Here is a 21390-nt window from a genome sequence, read left to right on the forward strand (position 1 = left end):
AACTTTCTTAGTTCACGATTGGTTAGATGATTATTCATTAGTAAGAAATAATCCTGGATTGCTTTGATGTGTGAAGTTTTAGAAGAGTTATGGCACTTAGGGCAGGACCAGGATGCACTGACTCGGATCATGGGGATGTGGCGGCAGTTTTCGCAGCGTATACCGGTGAGGATGTCATTTTTTGTGAGGGAGTAGGCTCTTAAAATGTCTATTTCTGGTTCCTCGTGCTTTTTTAAGATGAGTCTTTTAAGTTTTAGGATTTCTTTATCGGTAACGGTTATTTGTAAGTGTTTTTCATTTAGTTCTTTGATTTTATCGATGATATTTTGAGCATGAATTATATTTTTTTAGGGATCGTCTGCAGCCGGGGATAAGGTGTAATTCAGGGTAGTTGACGGATTACTGAATACGACAAGGTGATCAATTGGGGGATACTTCAATTTGTGGATAATGAACCATTTTTGGAGTAATAATTTATGTCTTTGCACTTGGGATATTGGGTCGACGAACCCTTCTGTCACTCCTTTATGAGTCCGGGTGAGCTGTTTGATGAAAGGATCGATGGTCACCATTCCTGAGATGTTTTTCACTTCGATGATCAATATGTAGTATGGCGTAAGGATGAGAAAGTCCATTTGGAAATGGTTTGAAAGGATGGGGAGTCTTACATTATAAAAGATCTTATATTTTTTGTCTTTTAGGAAGGTGAGGTGGTAGTAAACCGTGGATTCTCCGTTGTAGCCTGCCTTTCTTTTTCGTAAATCCTTTTCTATGAGGGGGACCTTGAGATGATGTTGGACGATCCGATCTGATAATGCTTCTGTTTTTTCAAGAATTAGCGGGATTTTGAGCTCTTTACAGATCAATTGTTCACACTCCTTTAGCGGTTATGGATATTTAGTTCGCCGCAGATTGAGAAATACCTCCTTTTGATTTGGAAATATTAACATATTAATTTGGATTGCGTCATTTTTGGCTCTGATTGCGTCATTTTCCGGATAATTGCGTCGTTTTATTATTTATTGCGTCATTTTGGATTGTAATTGCGTATTTTTAACAAATATTGGAATCCCCCCGTCCGTCCGACACCTCATCCACTTCCCAAACACACACCAATAAAAAAACACGATAACCCCGAAAGGTTATCGTGTTCCAACTAATCAAGAATTGTTATAAGATTTACGTTTGCTTGAAGATTGTGGTCTGCCGCCGCCAGTACGGTTGCGATCTCCGCCACGGCTTCCGCCGCCGCGATTTCCACCGGCGCTGCGTGATGATCCACCACGGCTACCGCCTTTACCGCTGCGTGCTCCACCTTTGTATCCACCGCCGCGATTACCGCCGCCACGATTTCCACCTCTTGAAGGTAATGGACGCTCTTCCGTAATTTCAACCGGTGTTGTATCAGGTTCTTTCGTTAGGACACGGATCGCTGCTGCTACTGCTTGAACAGGGTCGTGATCTCCAAGGAATTCTTCTGCTAATGGATAGTAATCTTTAAGATCGCTTTCCTTCGCTGCTTCAAGCAATTTTTCTAAAGCAAGACGTTGCTGACCTTCAAGGGCTTCGTTTAAACTAGGTGGCTTAAGAGCCGTCATTTTCTTCTTCGTTGTTTGTTCAACGATCTTCAGGTAACCCATTTCTCTTGGTGTAACAAAAGTGATGGACATACCCTTCTTACCTGCACGACCTGTACGTCCGATGCGGTGAACGTAGCTTTCCGGATCTTGAGGAATATCAAAGTTGTATACATGCGTTACGCCTGAGATATCTAATCCACGGGCAGCAACGTCTGTTGCGATCAGGATATCGATGCGGCCTTCTTTAAACTTCTTAAGGACCGTCATACGACGAGCTTGAGAAAGGTCTCCGTGGATTCCTTCTGCAAGATAGCCGCGGATGCTAAGAGCACGCGCTAATTCGTCTACTCTGCGCTTTGTACGACCGAATACAATCGCAAGTTCCGGTGATTGTACGTCGATTAAACGGGAAAGTGTATCGAATTTTTCTTTTTCGCTCACTTTTGTGAAATATTGTTCAATATTTGAAACTGTTACTTCTTTAGATTTCACTTTGATTACTTCCGGCTCTGTCATGAAACGGTTTGCAATGCGGCGGATCGGATCCGGCATCGTTGCAGAGAATAGAAGTGTTTGTCTTGTGCTTGGAACAGTCTCAAGAATGCTTTCGATGTCTTCGATGAAGCCCATGTTCAGCATTTCATCTGCTTCGTCCAGTACTAATGTTTCAACGTTTTCAAGGTTGAGTGTTTTACGTTTGATATGGTCAAGAAGACGGCCTGGTGTACCAACGATGATATGAGGGTTCTTTTTCATCGCGCGGATTTGACGCTGGATGTCCTGTCCTCCGTAGACAGATAACACGCGCGCACGCTTGTCAGCTCCGATACGATATAACTCTTCAGAAACTTGGATGGCAAGTTCACGAGTTGGTGCAATGATAAGAGCTTGAACGTTTGGATTTTTCACATCGATCTTCTCGATCATCGGGATTCCAAATGCTGTTGTTTTACCTGTTCCAGTTTGTGCCTGACCGATAATATCCTTACCTTCTAAACCGACTGGAATTGTACTCGCCTGAATTGGTGTTGCTTCTTCAAAGCCCATACGTTTAATTGATTTCAACGTAGATGCGCTTAAGTTTAAATCTGCAAACTTAGTCAATGTTACATTCTCCTTTAATTTACATCTTTTATAACTAATCAATATCTGATTATATTTTTAGGTCGGAACGAAATCTTACCCACCGAAAGACTTCGGTATCTAATCTAAAACCGTCTATATGAGATGTTTAGTTTTATGTTTGGTACAAAAAAATACACTCTTCAAAATAGAAGAGCTAGCACGTCCAACAAATTAAGAACTATGTTGTAGCTATGTTACCACTTCTAGAAATGAATTTCAATCTAATGTCAAATAGTCAATCTATTCACTTTGCAGGAATTGGTAGATCTTATCAAAAAGATCGTGCCTATCTCCACTATGGCAAATCAAGTGTTTTGCTTCAGAAGAATAAAACAGGTTTTTCTCCTTTGAGGAAATAGTCTCATATATATATTTTGCTGCTTTAGGGGGGACTATTCCATCATTCTTTCCTTGGGCGATAAAGGTTGGGATGTTCACCTTGCGAAGAAGTGGACGAGCGATACGGACGACTTTCCTGAATTCGTATGTGGACAGAATAGGGGTTTGGGTCACCTTGAGTTTGTACCGTGTGTACAGCTCGTTTTCCAGTATATTTCCTTGTATTCCCTCTTCAATCAAATTTCCAATATCTTTCAATAATTGTTTTACATTTATATAGTAGGCGGCCGCACTTAACAACACAAGCTTAGCTATATTGTATTTAACTGAAAGATAAGAGGCAATCAATCCACCCATTGAAAAGCCGATCACATAAACCTCATCGCATGTATCCAAAAGGGTCTTCAGCTCAGACTCAGCATGTTCGATCCACTCGATATGCTTAATTCCTTTCAGCTCTAGGGTTTTCCCATGACCCGGAAGAGTCGGTACGACGATATTCCAATCGGTTCTTTCTTTAAGATAATCAGCTAAAGGTTCTACTTCAAATGGGCTTCCTGTGAAACCATGGATTAGTAAACAACCGATCATGTTAATCCCCACTTACTTATCGAAAAGTAGGGAGTGAGCCACACTCCCAACATCTACAAGCTCATTTTGCTCATTTCTGTAGAGGTTTAAACTTATGCCTTTAGACCTTCGATGATTTCTTCCAGCCTCATCCCTCTGGACGCTTTGAATAGAAGCAATTCATCCCCTGTTATAATGGATGTCAGCTCCCTGGTCAGGCTCTCTTTATCCGAAAATGATTGAACTCGATCCTCCGGAAAATTCTCCAAGGCACCTTTTGCGATGAAGGATCCCAGATGACCAAATGTAAACACTAGCTGAACCTTCTCTTGATCGATCATACGTCCGATCTCCTGATGGAAATCTTTTTCGTGATCTCCAAGCTCCAGCATATCCCCAAGAACCAACACCTTTGTATGGTAGCCTTCAAGCTCAGATACAAGCCCAATGGCCGCTTTCATGGAAGTAGGACTCGCATTGTAGGCATCGTTGATGATGCTTTCGCCCTTCTTCCCTTTCACCATTTCCATTCTCATTTGTGTCAGCTTCAACGACTGTAATCCCTCTTTTATCTCATCCAGTCTGAGACCGAAGTGACGGGCAATCAGGATCCCTGCCAGGGCGTTATGGATATTATGCTGACCTAAGACAGGCAGGAAGAATGTTTCGCTTTCAGCGAGGGAAGTCTCAAAATAGCTTCCTTGATTATTCATTTCGATTTTTGTCGGGTATATACTATTGGACTCGCTTCTTCCGAATGTCTCCACATATTTCAAGTCGAGTTCCTTGACACCCTCCTGTAAAAGCGGTTCATCTCCGCAGTAGGCAAATAATCCATCCGGCTTAAGGCCTTTTACGATTTCAAGTTTTGCTTTGGCAATGCCTTCCCGTGACCCAAGATCCTGGAGATGTGATTCCCCTATATTCGTAATGATGGCCGCATCAGGCTGGGAGATTTCAGAAAGCAGTTCAATTTCCCCGAATCCGCTCATTCCCATTTCAAGAACTGCCACTTCTGAGTCCCGTGGAAGAGATAGAATCGTTAAAGGCAGCCCAATGTGGTTATTATAGTTACCTTGCGTTTTATGAACACGGTATTTCACGGATAGAAGATTGGCCACAATATCCTTGGTGGTCGTTTTCCCATTGCTTCCAGTAATCCCGACTACCTTTAGATCAAGTTCATGACGATACTGGTTTGCCAAGGTCTGCAGGGCAAGCAGTGGGTCTTCCACAACAATGACCGGAATATCTGCCGGGGGATTAGGAACATTGATATCCCATAAGGCAGCAGATGCTCCATTGTTTATTGCCTGACGAACAAACTGATGGCCATCAACATTTTCCCCTTTAAAGGGAACAAATACATTGCCACTCTCAATTTTTCTCGTATCGATGGAAACGCCTTTTACTACAACCGCATCAAACATGGAAAGATCGTTTTTTACATCAAGCATGGTACAAATATCTTTAATCGTCTTTTCGAACATCCGTTTTCTCCTTTTACTCTTTTTTTCAAAATAGAGCAGGGACTGCCCTTAGACGGTGAATCCTCTGGTCAGTCCCAAGTTGTCTACATCGTATGTTTAATGGTTTGTTTGTCTTGATATCGTTCCATTCCCAGTTCCACAAGTTTCCCGATCAGAGTAGGATAATCCACTCCCGTGTGCTTCCAAAGCAGTGGGAACATGCTGAACGGTGTGAAACCAGGCATCGTGTTCACTTCGTTCATATAAATCTGACCATCCTCTGTCAAGAAGAAGTCCGCACGCACAAGTCCTGAACAATCAAGGGCTTTGTATGACTGAATGGCAATTTCCTTCATTTCCTTGTAGATGCCGCCTTCTACTTCTGCAGGAATGATAAGAGCTGTATCTCCATCTTCATACTTGGCTTTATAATCGTAGAAATCCTTCTTAGGTACGATTTCACCCGCCACCGAGCATTCCGGCTGATCGTTCCCAAGTACGCCAAGCTCGATTTCACGGGCTTTCACGCCTTCTTCAATAATGATCTTGCGGTCGAACTGGAACGCTTCAGAGAAGGCAGACTGCAGTTCTTCACGTGTCGTACACTTACTGATCCCCACAGATGAACCCAAGTTGGCAGGTTTTACGAAGCAGGGGTATCCAATTTCATTCTCCACTTGTTTATAAGCAGCTTCGGGGTTCCCTTTCCATGTGCTGCGGATAAACCACGTGTAGTTGACTTGTGGAATACCTGCTTGAGCAAATAAATTCTTCATAATGACTTTATCCATTCCCGCCGATGAGGCAAGAACACCATTTCCTACATATGGAAGATTCAATAGTTCAAGCATTCCTTGAACCGTACCATCTTCACCGTTTGGTCCATGAAGCAAAGGGAAAATCATGTCGTATCCTTCAGAACCGGATGGAGCGATGGATGTACTCAAGGCATTGGGAGCAATCTCTTCTCCTTCTTTAAACTGTAATGCTTTCACATCTTCTACGGGAGCATTTAATTGTGGACCTTTAATCCACCGGCCTTCCGTGGAAATGAAAATAGGGTGGATTTCATATTTATTTAAGTCCAGGGCGCCAATAACGGCCTTGGCAGTTTGCAGAGATACATTATGTTCAGCAGATTTACCGCCGTACAGCAAGCATAACTTCGTTTTCATGTATGAGTTACCTCCAATATTCACAATAGATGTTTCTATTTTATCACTTTCATCGGAAAGGGAAAGAATGATTCCTTTGGAAATTAAAAATTACCACATTTGTCTTGATTCAAATGACATTCAAGTATTGCCATTATATATGTATGCAAACGAAAACCAGTCCGGCGACAGTTCCTGCCAATTATTTTCTGAATACACTTAAGATTTCGCCTATTTAAAAAGCTATTAAATTATCCCTCTATAAGGTGTATACTCCTCCTATTAAAAACATTTGTACTTTCAAGGAGGACACCCAGATGAGAAAGCTCGGTTTACTGCCTAAGATTCTTTTAGGTATTGCGCTAGGTATTGTTATTGGAGCATTTGCACCAGAATGGTTTGTTAAAATCTTCGCTACATTCAATGGATTATTCGGTAATTTCCTAGGATTTGCGATTCCATTGATCATCATCGGCTTTATCGCTCCAGGGATTGGATCCATGGGTAAAGGAGCAGGTAAACTTCTGGGATTGACCACTGCACTCGCATATGGTTCCACTGTACTAGCCGGTTTACTAGCCTTTACGGTTGCGAAGTCTATTTACCCAACTCTACTCGCCAACCAAACTTCCCAATCATTTGAGAATCCAGAAGAAGCCCTTCTCAAAGGGTTCTTCACAGTGGACATGCCTCCGATCATGGGCGTGATGTCGGCATTGCTCATTGCGTTTACCATCGGACTTGGAATGGCAGCCATTAAAGGAGACACTCTTCAAAAAGGCATGGATGAATTCAGGAATATCGTGGAACTTGTCATTGAAAAAATCATCATTCCACTGTTACCGATTCATATCCTTGGGATCTTTGCCAACATGACCCAAGGTGGACAAGTGAGTGCCATCATGTCTGTATTCGCGAAAGTATTTGTTATGATTATTCTATTACATCTTATCTTTTTAGTTATTCAATATACAGCTGCCGGTACATTAAGAAAGCAAAACCCGCTTTCCATGATGAAGGGAATGCTTCCTGCTTATTTCACGGCACTCGGAACCCAGTCGTCAGCCTCGACGATTCCGGTGACCCTAGAGCGTTCAAAGAAAATCGGTGCAAGAGAACGGATTGCCGACTTCTCTGTTCCGCTTCTTGCCACGATTCATTTATCAGGAAGCACCATCACCCTTGTCAGCTGCGCCATGGCGGTCATGTTCATCCAAGGTGAAGCATTGCAGTTCACTCAGTTATTCCCGTTCATTCTGATGCTCGGCATCACAATGATTGCAGCACCCGGCGTACCGGGGGGAGCGGTTATGGCGGCTCTTGGATTACTCGAAACGATGCTTGGGTTCGGACCAACCATGACGTCCCTCATGATTGCCCTTTACTTAGCTCAGGACAGCTTTGGAACTGCCTGTAACGTAACAGGTGACGGAGCGATTACTTCAATCGTGGACAAACTGACACAAAAGAAAAACTCACGCGTATCCTCCATTAAAGCAAGTTAACCTACAGAGGTCCGTCCCTCGAGTTTGAGGGACGGACCTCTTTTTTTTGATTCGCACCTTTTCCCCTGAGACCGTTCATTTTTTATCCCCTCACACCATTCACCTGCTTAGTGGACGTTTGTGGATGTAACGACCAAATCCATGGAACTGTTACCGGTGACCTTGAGATTTTCTTCATTTTATTACCTTTTCTGATTATTTAGGTTATTTTCTGTATAATGAAAATATTAACCTGATAAAGGAGTGCTCATGAATTGAAATTAACAGATCAACGTGTAACACTTAGAAACATTGAAGAGAGAGACCTTCCTACTCTATGGGACTATATTTATGGGAGTCCCTCTCCTGAATGGAAGAAATGGGATGCCCCTTATTTTGAACATAAATTTGTCCCCCTTGAAGAGTATATGGAATCATCCATCAGAAATAAAAGTCGCAGCGATGAATTCCAACGGGTCATCGAGGTCGACGGAACAATCATCGGAACCGTCGGATACTATTGGGATTATGAGCCCACCAGATGGCTTGAAGCCGGCATCGTCATTTATGATCCCGCATATTGGAACGGTGGGTATGGAACCGAAGCTTTATCCCTATGGGTCGATCACCTCTTTGCGACAAAGGAAATCGGCAGGGTTGGCATCACGACATGGTCAGGGAATGAACGGATGATGAAGGCTGCCGAGAAAATCGGCATGCAGCTTGAAGGTCGTATGAGAAAATGCCGTTATTACAATGGGGTCTACTACGATTCCATCCGTATGGGCATGATTCGGGAGGAATGGGAAGAAAAACGCGCTCTCTAAAAAGGAGATCTACTATGAAAACAATCATCTTAGTCGGTGGCGGACACAGTCACCTCCACTGCTTAAAAAAGATCCCCCCCGAGAGGGAAAACGTAAAATGGGTCCTCATCTCCCCTTCCCGTTATCAGTACTACTCGGGAATGTTTTCCGGGTACACAGAGGGGATCTATTCATTGGAAGAAACCCGGATCGATTTAGAAAGCTTGTGTGAGGGGAGCGGCTGTGATTTCATCGAAAGCACCGTTCTCTCCATCGATCCCGATCAGCAGCATCTCCTAACAGAAAAAGGAGACATTTTCACTTACGACTTTGTTTCTTTCGACATTGGATCCCGCAATGATTCTATGGAGATTGAAGGCTTACATACGCACAACCTGCCCATCAAACCAAATTATCGTTTCCCCGAGCAAATCGAGAAGCTGTATAACAGCAGAAAAACAGTGTTTATCGGAGGCGGAGCAGCGAGTATTGAAATGGCCTTATCCTTGAAAGCATGGAAGATGGACAAAGGGTGTGGCGAACATTCCATAACTGTCGTCCACTCCTCCCCTCTTTTAGAAAAGGCCGGTTCCTTTTCGTCTAAAAAAATGAGGGAAGTTGCCCTTTCAAAAGGTATCGACTTGCATCAAGGGCGTGTGAAAAAGGTAAACGGTACCCACGTACATACAGATAAAGGGGAAATATTGGGCTACGATGAAGTCATCCTCTTAGGTGGCCCCAAAGCCCCTCAATTGTTCGGAAGCAGTGTACTCCCCAACGATGAAGAAGGTTTCCTGATGGTGAACAGCTACCTTCAATCAGTGGCATACCCCAATGTGTTTGGAACCGGGGACTGCGCGACTTTACAAGACTTCCCCAACACCCCTAAAAACGGGGTTACAGCTATCAGCCAAGGACCTGTGTTATGGAGAAATCTTACCGGTGCAGCAACTGGTGGCAAGATTATCCCCTTTGAACCACAGAAACGATATCTGGCGATTATGTCCCTTGGAAATAAGCGCGGCTTCTTAACATACGGGTCGTTTTCACTGGTCAGCGGATGGGCGTGGCGGCTGAAGAATTGGATTGATGTGAGGTTTGTTGGAAAGTACGGGGAGTGAGCGAGTAAGTTTGGTTGTTGGTTTGGCCGGTGGAGGAGAGGTTCATGGACTGAATGATATTGAGGGCCGTCCTTCTGGATACTAAATGCATAAATTCCCTAGTGGTGTTCCAACAATAAAGAATAGTCGTTTAACGCTGCTTCATGCGCTTTTTTTGAATTTCTTTTGCACTCCGGACAGTGCCAAGACTATATTTTCTTAACATGGGCAAATAACGGCATTCCGGACATTGGACCCCTGTTCTGATCTCCTCTCGTGAGATACCATAGATTTCTTCGGGAAAGGCTATAAATGGTGTATGATGTTTCACTAGTAAACCGGATACTTTTCTACCTTTTTTAAGAGATAGATGTTCTTTTGTATGACATGTAAGGAAGGAAAGGATTCTTTCCTCTACATTTGCCACTCTGACCACAGTATTATATTTTTCATGAGGAGAAGTCGAATTTAGCACAGTGGATCGATTTGTCATGACGACAAGAGTGGTGATAGGGATGGAGGGGATTTTCATTTTTGTAAACCAACGGAGTAACTGCTTTTTCTGGCGTTCAACCTGGGTGACTGGATGCCTGAAAGCTTCTTTTTTATCCTCAAGCTTTCGGATAGCCTGATCGTACCTGGAATCTAAGGTGTAGGTTCCAGCTATATGTTTCACTTCTAGTAGTATAACGACATATGGAGTGAGAATAAGGCTGTCGATTTGGAAATAGCGGCTGTCCTCTATTTCCAGACGTAGATCATTCAAAATCATTATATTCTTATCTCTGGAGAGAAACGATAAGTGATAATCTAATTATAGTTCCCCTTTCGTGTGGCTAAATCTGCTTTGACGATCCCACAAATAGTATGGGTGTGTCTTAGCCTCTCTAATAGTGACTCATTCATTACAATTCTACGTGGTATTTCTCTAATTTTGGCAATCAATATATCAACTCCTTCTATATTTTACTTTAACTATTCGACATAACATTAAAAAACCCTTTATTTTTCCAAATATATTATGGTTTTAAAGATGAAGAGGTTGTGTGTTCTGATATCTCTATGTGAACTTGTTCCACTTTTTGGGAAACTTGTGCCCCTTTCTCGAGAACTCGTTCCACTTTTGACCGAACTCGAACTTGTGCTGCTTTCCCCTAAACTTGTTCCACTCTCTTTTTTAAGTGAACTATCTCCACACCCCACAAAAAAACGTAACTGCCTCCAAGCAGCCACGCTTCCATCTTATCTAAACAATTCCACATACTTCTTACTAATCACAGGAAGTACGCCATCGAACAGTTTCTCTCTCCAGTATAGGTCCGCTGTCTGCTGGACGGCTGCTGCGTGATTCGGATAGGGGTAGACCATGTTGGAAAGAGCCCCAATCTTGCTTCCCTTTTCCATTGCGAACACGACCGGCTGCATCCAGTCACCTGCACCGGATCCGACTGCGTGGGCGCCCAGAATTTTCCCCTTGGAGTCTGTGATGATTTTGACGAGTCCTTCTGTCCTGTGATCTGCCACGAACCGGTCGATTTCGTCTAATGTCTTCTTATAGACGTGATACTCTATTCCTTCTTCAGCCGCCTGTTCTTCAGTCAAACCGATATGAAAGATTTCCGGTGTCGTATAGGTTGTCCATGGCAGCTTGTTGTAGGAAACATTTCGTTTCAAACCGAATACAGCATTTTGCACAACGAGCTTCCCTTCCATTCCGGCTCCGTGGGTGAATGGATAGCGGCCGTTTACATCTCCTATGGCGAAAATATGAGAATGGTTCGTTCTCAGTTCATCATTCACTTTGATGAACCCGCGTTCGTCCACCTCCACTCCCGCAGCAGACAGATTTAAGAATTCTGTACCGGGCTTGCGGCCTGTTGCCAGGAACAACAAGTCACCCTCTACAGATTGCTCTACACCGTCTATCACATAATGAACCACCTTCTGCCCTTCCCTCTCTGAAACCCGTTTGATATCCGCTCCATATTCAAACTGAATATCCTTTTCCAGTAACTCAGTTGCTGCTTCCCGGATTTCCTTATCCTCTTTCACAAGGATTTCATCGTGTTTTTCAAGGACAACGGATTCAGATCCTAATTGAGAGAATGCCTGTGCCAGTTCAAGGCCGATGGGACCTCCGCCTATGAACACAACCCGATGAGGCAATACATCCACTTCAAATATGGTTTCGTTTGTATGGTATTCCACTTCAGCCAGTCCATCAATATCCGGCACGAGGGGACTTGAGCCCGTCGCCACAACAATCCTCTTCCCGGAGATCCGGTCCTCCTTCTCCACTAAAATGGTGTGGGGGTCGAGGAACTCGGCTCCTCCGAAATAAATATCGACCCCTAATTGCAGAAAGCGGTCAGGATCATCATGCTGTTGAATGTGGGCAATTGCGCCTTTGACTCTTTCTCTTACCTTTTTCATATCGACAGAACCTCTAGTCTCGAATCCAAACGTCTCGCCTGCCCGGATTGTCGCCACTTCTCTTGCGGATTGGATGAAGGCCTTTGAGGGGACACAACCGAAGTGAAGGCAGTCTCCGCCAAGAAGGCCGCTTTTTTCGATAAGTGCTACTTTCGCCCCAAGGGAAGCGGCTCCAGAGGCGACGGTCAATCCTCCTGCCCCTCCTCCTATGACAATTAAATCGTATTGATCCATCTTAATCTCTCCTTATGAAAGTAGTCGTTTCGCTTCTAGAAAACGTTGAATGCCCGTGTACAGCTCCACTGCAAAAAACAAGAGAGTCGTCCACAGGACAATGGAGGGGAACAGCATCATGAGGCTGAACAGGATAAACCCTTCCGTCCTCTCTGCCAGGCCCGCTTGATAATAGAATGACTTCAAACCCTGTTTCTCTGAGACGGCTCCGACGGTCAGAAAGATGGTCATGGAAATAATTATGGAGACACTCAGTAAAAGGAGGGCCCACATGATGTCAGGATGCAAGAAGGCAACGCCAAGGATGACACTGATTTCAACGATCCGATCAAAAGTGACATCCATGACGTTGCCAAAGGGAGATGGTTTGGTCATTCTGGCCATGGTACCGTCCACTGCGTCCAGAAATCCCGATAACCATAATAAGATGACGGCAATGACCGGGAACCCCAGGGAGTAGACCAGACCTGTGGCTGAACCTATTATGAAGGCAATGATCGTCACTTGATTGGCCGATAACTCTTTTTTCAGAAACAGACGTGCGGTCCCTTCTATGCTTGGCTGCACCCACTTACGGGCATGTGTATCTAACATGTCTTTCTCCACCCTTTACTTATCTTCTTTACCCGGTAATCCAAGCCATGCTTTCAACTTTTTTTTGAAGATGATTGGGACGATAATCATGACCAGGAAAAATGAGATGGCAATATATAAATTCGTTCGATCTTCTCCTACCAAGCTTGAACCCAGAAAAACATAGCCAAACGTCCCGGGCAAAATTCCGATGACTGTAGCAAGAATGAATGGAGGGTATCTCACCTTCCCCATTCCCGCGAGATAACTGATCAAATCAAAGTTCAAAAACGGCACAAGTCGTAATAATAGGACATAAAAAAAGCCGTTCTCCTCCATTTTTTCCCGTATTTTCTCCATTCGGATAGATGGCCTTTTTAAGAGCTTCGCCCCCAGGAGGTTTGCAGCAAAATAGGCGACTGTTGCACCGCCCAACGCTCCGATAATGATATATATAATGCCTTCCCCAGCACCGAAAGCGAGCCCTGCCGCCAGTGATAAGATCGAAGCCGGGAAAAGGATCAACGGTCGGATCGTATAGACCGCAATGAAAACGATCGGTGCCCAAATGCCAAATGACACAATCCAATCCCTGATGTCATAGGGCTTTACATGAAAGAAACTCCGACTGAGCCACATGAGGAACAGTAATATTGTCACGAATAGAAAGATCTTTCCAAATTCCTTCTTCTTCATTATTCTTCCCTCCTATTCCTCTATGTGAAACGTTTGAATGTTCTCTGCCTCGGAATACAGCCAGATCGTTTCATGTGACGATTCCCATTCAAGTGGGAGATTGATTTTCTGTTTCAGTTCTTCCACCCATATTTCATAGATATTTGTTCCGGCAATAAACCGTTTTTGCCGTACTTTCCCCTGCCAATTGGGAAGAGAAAGATTCTGCCTGGAAGAGCTGATCCGGAGATGGGATGAATGAATGAATTGCTGCCGAGGGAGGATGAGGCCGTCACTCATGAATGATGCGACAAAGGGGAAGCCTGGACGGTAATAGATTTCTTCCGGTGTCCCGATTCGCAGGAAACGTCCCTCATGTAATACCGCTACCCGGTCTCCCATCTCATATGCTTCATCCCGGTCATGGGTCACGAACAGCACTGTGGTTCCCTCTTCCTTAAACATGGTCAGGACCCATTGTCTCAAATCTTTCCTCATCTGTGGATCAAGATTGCTGAAAGGCTCATCTAAGAGCAAAAGCTTCGGCTTCAGAATGAGGGAGCGGATAAGGGAAACCCGCTGCTGCTGGCCGCCGGAGAGCTCAGCGGGGTAATGATACATGACTTCCCCGAGTCCGACTCGTTCTATAAAGTCCTTCGCACCACGTTTCCTTTCTCTTTTCTTTGTCCGCTTCATTTCCAGCCCGTACATGACATTTTCAAGAACATTCATATGGGGGAATAGCAAGGGCTGTTGAAAGACCATACCAATGGGGCGGTTCTGGGGCTTGCTCGAAGAAATATCGGTTCCATCTATTAACACCTTTCCCTCTGTAGCAAATTCTAAGCCTGATAGAATGCGAAGAAAAGTTGATTTCCCTGAACCCGATGCTCCTACCAATGAAAGAATTTCGCCTCTTTCCAAGGAAAACGTAACGTTTGTTAAAATCTCTTTCTCTTTAAAGGTTTTGGATACTCCATGGATTTCTATAAATGGACTCACTGTTTCTTCCTCCCTCTCAGATGCTGGTAAGGGAGCATGAATTTCAAACACCCTTCAAGTATGATGTATAAGATAATGGGAATCATGGCGAACACGATGGAAAATGCCGCCATGACTGCTTCATCTGCCGTATCGGTGAATGGGTAGTAGACCATTGCCAGGGTCACGACGTTCCCACCGCCTATGATCCCTGTAAGGACATATTGACTTAAGGAGATGACAATTGTTAAGAATAATACACTGCGGATACTTGGAAGAAGAAGGGGCAATTCAATGTGATACATACGTTGAATCGAATTCCCTCCAAGAATGGTGGATTGTTCGATAAATTTCGAACCGATCCGCTCATAGCCTGTTTTAAACATTTTGATGCTGTAAGGAATGGTCGGGACCAAATGGACGAGTACAACCCCAAGCCAGTGATCAGAAAGCCCGTACCGTATGAACATAATTTGAAGTCCGATGGCAATAACCAATACAGGAATAAAGAGCGGCAGCAGCATGAGCGCTTCGATCACTGACTTTCCCCTGAATGAAGAGAAAGAGAACACTTTGCCCGCCGTGATCCCTATCAGAAGATTGAGAGCCAATACGACTATCGCAATCCCGATCGAGACTCCGATGGAATCCAGGAACTCTCCTTCGTTCAACAAAAGTTTCCACGCCCTTACACTCGGTTTACCTTGATTAGAACTCCCCCATGCCCATACACCGAAAAAGCTTTTATACACTAAAAAGAAGAAGGGAAAGATGAAAAGGGTAAAAGCTATGCTGTAAAATATCGTTTTTCTCATCTTAACACCTCTAATGCCCAATCCCTTTTGTAATGTGCATTCTTTTCTTATTCGTAATATAAAGGACCAGCCACATGAAAACCCCGATGCCAAGGCCGGTCATAACCAGTGAGGCAAAAGCTAAAGGACGCTCACTCCAGTTACCGCTATAAAACCAGTCGTATGAAAGGATCGCAAGCATTTGAGGAGACGTCGCCCCTAACAACTTAGGAACTTCAAAGGCGGTAAAAATAAAAGCAAATAGAATGGCCCCGGTTTCGATGAGAACAGGAAAGATAAAGGGCAGTTCCGCTACCCTGAATGTTTGATATGAGCCCGCTCCCAATAAAGATGCGACCTCTTTATACCTTTTAGAAAGGGTCGCATACACAGGTAACAGCATCAGGGTCACAAAGGGAACTTCCTTCCACACGTAAGTCAACATAATACCGAGCCCTTTTCCGTCCTGAACCAATACAGGGAATTGACTGCGATCGTCAATCCAGCCGAGTAAACCGGCAGCGTTCGAGAAAAAGCCACTCTGATTAAATAGTAAATAAACAAGATATGCCCATACAAAATGAGGAACGAGCATCGGAATCCACACGAGCAGTTTATGTTTAGTTTCTTTTAACAACGGAGTGAATGCCTTTACGATTCCCAAGCCAATGAAAAGGGATAGGATGGTCGAGACCCCGGTCACGGTCAAGCTGAACAGAACAGACGGAATGAAGCGATCCTCCTCAAACAACTCCCGGTAATGTTCGAATGAGATGAATCCCCTGCCCTCTACACTCTCTAAAATCGCAAGGACAATTCCCAATCCGGGAATAAGGAAGAAAAAAAGGAGGCCCGGCAGGAGGAGCAGCGCGTTATTGACTTTCAGCCACTTCACGGGTCCAGTGCTCCTTTAACCATTCCACATAGGCCGCATCAAGTTCTCCAATGAATTGTTCCTCCAGTACAGATGCCTCCAGCACGCTTTCACCACGATCGATCCCCTTAAATTTCTTTCGCCATTTTTCATCCAGCTTTTCATATGAAATAGGGGAACTTTCTCCCCAGTAATCCGGCTTCACCTTTTCATATTGTGCTTTCGGGGATAGGAACTCATTAATGACCACCATGGCTCCTTCTTTATTGGGGCTATTGAATGGAATCGACAGGAAATGGGTATTCCCGATTGCGCCGATGTCCCTGAGTATGAATGACTTGGTACTTTCCGGGAACACTCCGTCCTTGATCAAATGCTCCGCTCTTGCTTCGTTATATCCCATCGTCATCCATACCTCTCCTTGGCTGTATAGCTTATCAAGGTCCGTTAAAGTGGATGGATATGTCTCTCCTTTTCGCCATAAGTATGGCTTCATATTGTTTAATTCGTCCCAAACATCTGCTCCCATCTCCTCCGCCTGGTCTTCTTCAAATCCACTCTTGGCCAGATTCGAATCCGTTTTCGCATAAAGAAGATGCCTCAGAAACGCATTTCCTGTAAAGTCACTTGGGTTTGGATAGGTAAACTTCCCCGGATTCTCTTTCAGGAATGCTTTAAATTCTTCAAAGTTGGATGGAGGATTCTCCACTTTGTCACTGTTATAGAAAAAAACGAATTGAACCTTCCCCCATGGTGCTTCATATCCTTCCGTTTCCGTTCCAAAATCGTATTGAAAGGCGTCACTATCTGTATCGTAGTATTTGGTAAAGTTCGGCAGTTTGTCCGTGAATGAACCTGCCAACAGGTCATTTTCTTTTGCATTTTTAAAATTTTCACCGTTGATCCAGACGATATCAATTGTTCCCTTTTCTTTGTCCGCCCGTTTCTCGGTATACAGCTTCTGAAGGATTTCAGTCGTGTCTAAAGGGACCCGGTTGAGTTCGATATTGTTCTTTTCTTTCAGCATGGGAGCCATGACCTCATCGATATACCGGTTGATCCCGGCGTCCCCTCCCCACATGAACATGTTGACTTTGGTCCCTTCCGCTTCCGACGCAATCGTCTCCCAATCTTCATCAGGAAGTTTGCCGGTATCATTTGCATTTGAAGAACCGCAAGCAGATACTAATAGTAAGGAAATAACGCTAACTATTGCTAACCATATTTTCATCCATTATGCTCCTCTGTTCTTTTCTATAATTCTATTGTACTGAACCATATAATATAAAAAAGTAATCTGCCTTACATATATCAATTAATGCGCTTATATCGGCAGAAAATAAACATAGAAGCACATTCAAACCATGTCTTCTTACTCATATTCAATAGGACTTGTAACCTTTTGAATCAACCACTGTCTAATACGGTAAGGAGGTGACTTTAACGTGAAGCGATTGATGATGATCATAATCATTCTTATGGCAGGAATGGCCGGTTGTGGAACGACTGATGAAAATGGCAGCGAGCCGACGAAAAATGGGACAGACCGAGGAGATGGTGAGGATATTTCTGTACAGAAAGGAATTGTCGCAGGCGAAATGGAACCTTCATTAACAAAACAAGATGCAGATAGTCAGAACGTTTATATATATACAGTGAAAAATCAAACGGAGCAGGAGAAAACCTTTAAGTTCTCTTCCGGTCAGACGATCGACTTCGAACTTCGAAACGCTAAAGGCGAAGTGGTATATAAGGATAGTAAGAATAAAATGTATACCCAGGCGATACAGGAAATCACTGTGAAGCAAGGAGAAGAATTTTCTCAGAAAATAGTCCTGCCTCCCCTCGAAAGCGGATCATATACATTGACGGTCTGGATGACTGCCAAGGGGGATCAAACTTATAAAGCGACGACTGACGTACAAATACAATAGAGATTAAAAAAGGATTAGTTCCACAGGCATTGTGGGACTAATCCTTTTTGGTGTAAACAGGGATGGGGCCATTGAGGGAGATACGCTCAGGTGTCACGGTGCAGCTTCTCCCGAAAAACCAGACACCGTGGCGTGCAGCTTCTTCCATGACCCGTGCAAAATGGGGATCGATTTCAGGAGCAGAAGTGATTTCCCGTAAATCTGATCGCTGGGCAATAAATAAGACTGCTGTTTGATAGCTGTCATTCTTTTGTAAATAGGTCAGTTCCTCTACATGCCTCGCCCCTCTTACCGTGACGGCATCGGGGAATTTCCCTGTTCCGCCCTCGACCATGGTGACACTTTTCACTTCGAGTAGTAACTTTTCATCTTTTTCTTTATGAGAGAGCAGGAAGTCAAACCGGGAGCTTCCCACCTTAAACTCGGCTTTATCCAGGTGCCATTCCTTTAGCTCATCAATCATTTCCAGCTGTAAAGCTTCCAGTGCCAACCTGTTAGGAAATTGAGTATTTAACGAGACATAGATATCGTTCACGGAATCATGGGTCATGACTGCTGACCATTTCGTTTTCCTTTTGGGATCCTTGGATTCCTGGAGCCAGATTGGACCACCCGGAACCAGCAAGTCCTTCAATCTGCCGGGATCGGGTAAATGGACTTTTTCTTTTGAACCTGAAGGAAGTTCACACTCCAACACAAACCGGTTGAGCCGTTCGAGAAAGACCCCTTGAACCAGGGTGTCATGAAATTGTATAGCTGCCAAGACTTCACGCCCCCTCATTTAAGCAGAGCACTCCAGCTCTTCGTTTTGCGGTCATACGATAACAGGCCGTTCGCAGGTGATTTACGGATCTGCTTATAATCCTCCACCATCTCATCCATGTCATAGTAATCACCTATCACCCAAATGGGTATCTCGATTTTACCTCTGCTTAGTATTGCTTTTTCAAGGGATATGACCATCCCTTCTTTTAATTTGTCTTCGAAGGAATGGATGACTCCCTTTCCGATTACGGGATAGGGGTTCTCCTTTTTCATACCGAATAGGCCTTTTCCGCCCTTGATCGTACTAAGCTTTGAAGAAAGGGTCGCTCCCAGCATATGATCAAAATCCTCAAAGTCCCGGTAATAAACCTTATTGAACCAACCGTCATCATGGGAGAGATAGGCATAGCGATTATTTAACTTGGAATAAAAGGGAGGGTTTAACGGCTGCTTAATATGTCCCATATAAAGGAGTTCTGCGATTTCCTGTCCGTTCAACTCATCGACCCCGACTTCTTCATCAAAATCGATCCAGCAGAAGTCGCCGTAGCTTTGAACCCCGTCATTCATGATCTTCTTCATTTCGTCCTGTTCTACATATTCCATATGGGTATGTATATTGAATGCACCATGTTCGTATTGATGCTTAATTAAAAGTATGTTCCTTAAGGGTTTACGGGCATTCATAGCAAATTCATTGAAATGAATGCCGTAAGAAACGACATACTGACGATCCGGATTCTTGTGAACATAGATGATATCTTTAACTTGATTATTTGCCTTCAAGAACATTCCCTCCATCTGATTAACACGGTGCACAGTTACTATTTTCTATTTTATCAAATAAAGGACACACTTGTTCTTTTCTATTTCATTTCAAAATGATGACAAAAGTCGCAGGGAATTGTCGAAAATAGTCATATTTCAGTACTAGAGGCTTGATTTACACTACTACCCAAAGACTGTTACACATATATTTATAGAGACCACTATTAAATAGTTTGGTTTCCATAACCCCTATTCAACGTATCAAGCGTCGATATTAGCTTCTAATCAACCCATAAATAAATGAAACCAATTTCAATATTAAATGCCTACCTCAAATATGTAATAAATGGAATCTTTTTTCTCTATTTTTCCCACTAGCCCTTCTGTTAACAACATTTCCAATGAATTATTTCCCTCAATGCGCTTAAGTACCTGTTATATACCGACAGAAGTTCTGTAAATTCTCCGGCCATGAGTAGAAATTTCCCTTCATTTCTATTAGACTAGGAAGGTGAAATCTTTAGAAATTCAGGTGAAAAGAATATGGAAACTCGCCAGCGGTTTGCTGATAAGATTGATTGGGGTCTTCTCTTTTTATTAATGCTGTTTTTTATTGTTAGTGCAATGGGAATCAGCAGTGCCCAGACCTCAGGGCAATATGGGACTAACTTTGTCATTAGACAGGCATTTTGGTACGTAGTGGGTGGAATCATTATCGGAGCAGCGTTATTCCTGGACTCGGACCAGTATAAGCGGCTTGCCTGGTACATATACGGTGCAGGAATTTTCCTGCTCGTTTTATTATTGATTTCACCGGAAAGCATCGCACCTCATCGGAATGGAGCAAAGAGCTGGTTCATGCTGGGGCCTCTTGGATCTATACAGCCTTCAGAATTCATGAAGACCTTTTTAATCCTTGCTCTTGCACGCGTCATTACCAATCATCATGAACTTAATCTAAGGAAAACAGTTCAGACAGACTTTCAGTTATTGCTTAAGATCGGCTTGACGACCCTTGTTCCCCTTGCTTTCATCATGCAACAGCCGGATTTAGGAACATCACTGGTCATATTAGCCATCATGACGGGAATCATCCTCGTTTCAGGTATTACGTGGAAGCTGATTGTGCCTATCTATGCTTCTATTGGAGTATTAGGTGCGGGCATCCTTTCACTGGTGATATGGGCACCTCAATTATTGGAAAAGTACTTAAACGTAAAGCCCTATCAATTCGGACGTATTTATGCGTGGCTTGACCCGTATAACTACGCCAAATTAGAAGGGTTTCACTTAATCAATTCCCTTAACGCCATTGGATCCGGTCAGATTTTCGGAAAAGGCTACAGCGATCGGGAAGTGTATATCCCGGAAAATCATACCGACTTTATATTCAGTGTCATTGGTGAAGAGTACGGGTTTATTGGCGCAAGTGTCGTCATCAGCTTATACTTCCTGTTGATCTACCATTTAACCAAAACGGCTCTGGACACAAAAGAACCCTTCAACGCTTATGTTTGTGCAGGGATTATCAGTATGATTACGTTCCATGTTTTCCAGAATATCGGAATGACGATTCAATTACTTCCGATCACTGGTATTCCGCTTCCATTCATCAGTTATGGAGGAAGCTCCCTCATGGGGAATATGCTTGCCCTCGGACTTGTGTTCAGTATGAGGTTTCACCATAAAACGTATATGTTTTCTTCGGAAGATTCTTAATTACAGGTTGCAT

Annotated in this window: 19 protein-coding genes and 1 pseudogene; 5 read left to right on the top strand and 15 right to left on the bottom strand. The window is 43.7% G+C overall.

Going from position 1 to position 21390, the window contains the following annotated elements:
* Positions 1–347 precede the first annotated feature (347 nt).
* The 5 genes from BAA9072_RS21140 to BAA9072_RS21160 form a co-directional block, all read right to left on the bottom strand.
* On the bottom strand, positions 348–866 hold the full coding sequence (locus BAA9072_RS21140; protein ID WP_201716594.1) for a nuclease-related domain-containing protein: 519 nt from the start codon (positions 864–866) through the stop codon (positions 348–350).
* 294 nt (positions 867–1160) lie between these two features.
* A complete protein-coding gene (locus BAA9072_RS21145) occupies positions 1161–2684 on the bottom strand; it encodes a DEAD/DEAH box helicase (RefSeq protein ID WP_201716595.1) in 1524 nt (507 codons plus the stop codon).
* Between the two features lie 261 nt (positions 2685–2945).
* Positions 2946–3635: an alpha/beta hydrolase gene (locus tag BAA9072_RS21150; protein ID WP_201716596.1), complete on the bottom strand. Its 690-nt coding sequence runs from the start codon at positions 3633–3635 to the stop codon at positions 2946–2948.
* 92 nt (positions 3636–3727) lie between these two features.
* Positions 3728–5104: a UDP-N-acetylmuramoyl-tripeptide--D-alanyl-D-alanine ligase gene (locus BAA9072_RS21155; RefSeq protein ID WP_201716597.1), complete on the bottom strand. Its 1377-nt coding sequence runs from the start codon at positions 5102–5104 to the stop codon at positions 3728–3730.
* Positions 5105–5187: 83 nt separating this feature from the next.
* Positions 5188–6258: a D-alanine--D-alanine ligase gene (locus BAA9072_RS21160; protein WP_201716598.1), complete on the bottom strand. Its 1071-nt coding sequence runs from the start codon at positions 6256–6258 to the stop codon at positions 5188–5190.
* A gap of 296 nt (positions 6259–6554) precedes the next feature.
* Here BAA9072_RS21160 and BAA9072_RS21165 point away from each other — a divergent pair, with 296 nt between their 5' ends.
* The 3 genes from BAA9072_RS21165 (at position 6555) to BAA9072_RS21175 (ending at position 9648) form a co-directional block, all read left to right on the top strand.
* A complete protein-coding gene (locus tag BAA9072_RS21165; RefSeq protein WP_201716599.1) occupies positions 6555–7742 on the top strand; it encodes a dicarboxylate/amino acid:cation symporter in 1188 nt (395 codons plus the stop codon).
* Between the two features lie 254 nt (positions 7743–7996).
* On the top strand, positions 7997–8548 hold the full coding sequence (locus BAA9072_RS21170) for a GNAT family N-acetyltransferase (RefSeq protein WP_201716600.1): 552 nt from the start codon (positions 7997–7999) through the stop codon (positions 8546–8548).
* Positions 8549–8562: 14 nt separating this feature from the next.
* Entirely contained in the window at positions 8563–9648 is a 1086-nt protein-coding gene (locus BAA9072_RS21175; protein ID WP_201716601.1) for an FAD-dependent oxidoreductase, read from the top strand.
* A gap of 130 nt (positions 9649–9778) precedes the next feature.
* Here BAA9072_RS21175 and BAA9072_RS21180 read toward each other — a convergent pair.
* The 8 genes and pseudogenes from BAA9072_RS21180 to BAA9072_RS21215 all read right to left on the bottom strand — a co-directional run.
* Positions 9779–10411 (bottom strand): annotated as a pseudogene (locus BAA9072_RS21180) (nuclease-related domain-containing protein); the annotation flags it as partial.
* Between the two features lie 458 nt (positions 10412–10869).
* Positions 10870–12294 carry a dihydrolipoyl dehydrogenase family protein gene (locus tag BAA9072_RS21185; RefSeq protein WP_201716603.1) on the bottom strand — a complete coding sequence of 475 codons (1425 nt, stop codon included), beginning with the start codon at positions 12292–12294 and terminating at the stop codon, positions 10870–10872.
* 12 nt (positions 12295–12306) lie between these two features.
* The gene (locus tag BAA9072_RS21190) at positions 12307–12888 is read right to left on the bottom strand and encodes a CDP-alcohol phosphatidyltransferase family protein (RefSeq protein WP_201716604.1); all 582 of its coding nucleotides are present in this window, start codon (positions 12886–12888) and stop codon (positions 12307–12309) included.
* A 15-nt stretch (positions 12889–12903) separates the two neighbouring features.
* Positions 12904–13563, bottom strand: a complete 660-nt coding sequence (locus tag BAA9072_RS21195) for a TVP38/TMEM64 family protein (RefSeq protein ID WP_201716605.1) — start codon at positions 13561–13563, stop codon at positions 12904–12906.
* A 12-nt stretch (positions 13564–13575) separates the two neighbouring features.
* Positions 13576–14544 carry an ABC transporter ATP-binding protein gene (locus tag BAA9072_RS21200; RefSeq protein WP_201716606.1) on the bottom strand — a complete coding sequence of 323 codons (969 nt, stop codon included), beginning with the start codon at positions 14542–14544 and terminating at the stop codon, positions 13576–13578.
* Complete coding sequence (locus BAA9072_RS21205; protein ID WP_201716607.1) at positions 14541–15338, bottom strand: ABC transporter permease; 798 nt, start codon at positions 15336–15338, stop codon at positions 14541–14543. The genes BAA9072_RS21200 and BAA9072_RS21205 overlap by 4 nt, the downstream gene beginning before the upstream one ends.
* Before the next feature lie 10 nt (positions 15339–15348).
* Complete coding sequence (locus tag BAA9072_RS21210) at positions 15349–16212, bottom strand: ABC transporter permease (RefSeq protein WP_201716608.1); 864 nt, start codon at positions 16210–16212, stop codon at positions 15349–15351.
* Positions 16190–17422 (bottom strand): ABC transporter substrate-binding protein, encoded by a 1233-nt coding sequence (locus BAA9072_RS21215; RefSeq protein WP_201716609.1) that lies wholly within the window; start codon positions 17420–17422, stop codon positions 16190–16192. Before BAA9072_RS21215 ends, BAA9072_RS21210 begins: the two co-directional genes overlap by 23 nt.
* 214 nt (positions 17423–17636) lie before the next feature.
* On the opposite strand from BAA9072_RS21215, the gene BAA9072_RS21220 reads away from it, so the two are divergent.
* On the top strand, positions 17637–18125 hold the full coding sequence (locus BAA9072_RS21220; protein ID WP_201716610.1) for a BsuPI-related putative proteinase inhibitor: 489 nt from the start codon (positions 17637–17639) through the stop codon (positions 18123–18125).
* 37 nt (positions 18126–18162) lie between these two features.
* Here BAA9072_RS21220 and sfsA read toward each other — a convergent pair whose 3' ends face one another.
* Both sfsA and BAA9072_RS21230 read right to left on the bottom strand, forming a co-directional pair.
* Positions 18163–18888 carry a DNA/RNA nuclease SfsA gene (sfsA, locus tag BAA9072_RS21225; protein WP_201716611.1) on the bottom strand — a complete coding sequence of 242 codons (726 nt, stop codon included), beginning with the start codon at positions 18886–18888 and terminating at the stop codon, positions 18163–18165.
* A gap of 14 nt (positions 18889–18902) precedes the next feature.
* Positions 18903–19676, bottom strand: a complete 774-nt coding sequence (locus BAA9072_RS21230) for a hypothetical protein (protein WP_230980966.1) — start codon at positions 19674–19676, stop codon at positions 18903–18905.
* Positions 19677–20201: 525 nt separating this feature from the next.
* Between BAA9072_RS21230 and BAA9072_RS21235 the strand changes: the two genes are divergently transcribed.
* Positions 20202–21377 carry an FtsW/RodA/SpoVE family cell cycle protein gene (locus tag BAA9072_RS21235; protein WP_201716613.1) on the top strand — a complete coding sequence of 392 codons (1176 nt, stop codon included), beginning with the start codon at positions 20202–20204 and terminating at the stop codon, positions 21375–21377.
* Positions 21378–21390 lie beyond the last annotated feature (13 nt).

Source organism: Rossellomorea arthrocnemi, assembly GCF_904424705.1.
GTDB classification, from domain to species: Bacteria; Bacillota; Bacilli; order Bacillales; family Bacillaceae_B; genus Rossellomorea; species Rossellomorea arthrocnemi.

What these genes read in the sequence shown, in the direction of transcription:
- BAA9072_RS21175 (WP_201716601.1), top strand. Translation starts at nt 8,563, where the DNA reads ATGAAAACAATCATCTTAGTCGGTGGCGGACACAGTCACCTCCACTGC.
- BAA9072_RS21185 (WP_201716603.1), bottom strand. Translation starts at nt 12,294, where the DNA reads ATGGATCAATACGATTTAATTGTCATAGGAGGAGGGGCAGGAGGATTG.
- BAA9072_RS21165 (WP_201716599.1), top strand. Translation starts at nt 6,555, where the DNA reads ATGAGAAAGCTCGGTTTACTGCCTAAGATTCTTTTAGGTATTGCGCTA.
- BAA9072_RS21160 (WP_201716598.1), bottom strand. Translation starts at nt 6,258, where the DNA reads ATGAAAACGAAGTTATGCTTGCTGTACGGCGGTAAATCTGCTGAACAT.
- BAA9072_RS21235 (WP_201716613.1), top strand. Translation starts at nt 20,202, where the DNA reads ATGGAAACTCGCCAGCGGTTTGCTGATAAGATTGATTGGGGTCTTCTC.
- BAA9072_RS21155 (WP_201716597.1), bottom strand. Translation starts at nt 5,104, where the DNA reads ATGTTCGAAAAGACGATTAAAGATATTTGTACCATGCTTGATGTAAAA.
- BAA9072_RS21190 (WP_201716604.1), bottom strand. Translation starts at nt 12,888, where the DNA reads ATGTTAGATACACATGCCCGTAAGTGGGTGCAGCCAAGCATAGAAGGG.
- BAA9072_RS21215 (WP_201716609.1), bottom strand. Translation starts at nt 17,422, where the DNA reads ATGAAAATATGGTTAGCAATAGTTAGCGTTATTTCCTTACTATTAGTA.
- BAA9072_RS21195 (WP_201716605.1), bottom strand. Translation starts at nt 13,563, where the DNA reads ATGAAGAAGAAGGAATTTGGAAAGATCTTTCTATTCGTGACAATATTA.
- BAA9072_RS21205 (WP_201716607.1), bottom strand. Translation starts at nt 15,338, where the DNA reads ATGAGAAAAACGATATTTTACAGCATAGCTTTTACCCTTTTCATCTTT.
- BAA9072_RS21150 (WP_201716596.1), bottom strand. Translation starts at nt 3,635, where the DNA reads ATGATCGGTTGTTTACTAATCCATGGTTTCACAGGAAGCCCATTTGAA.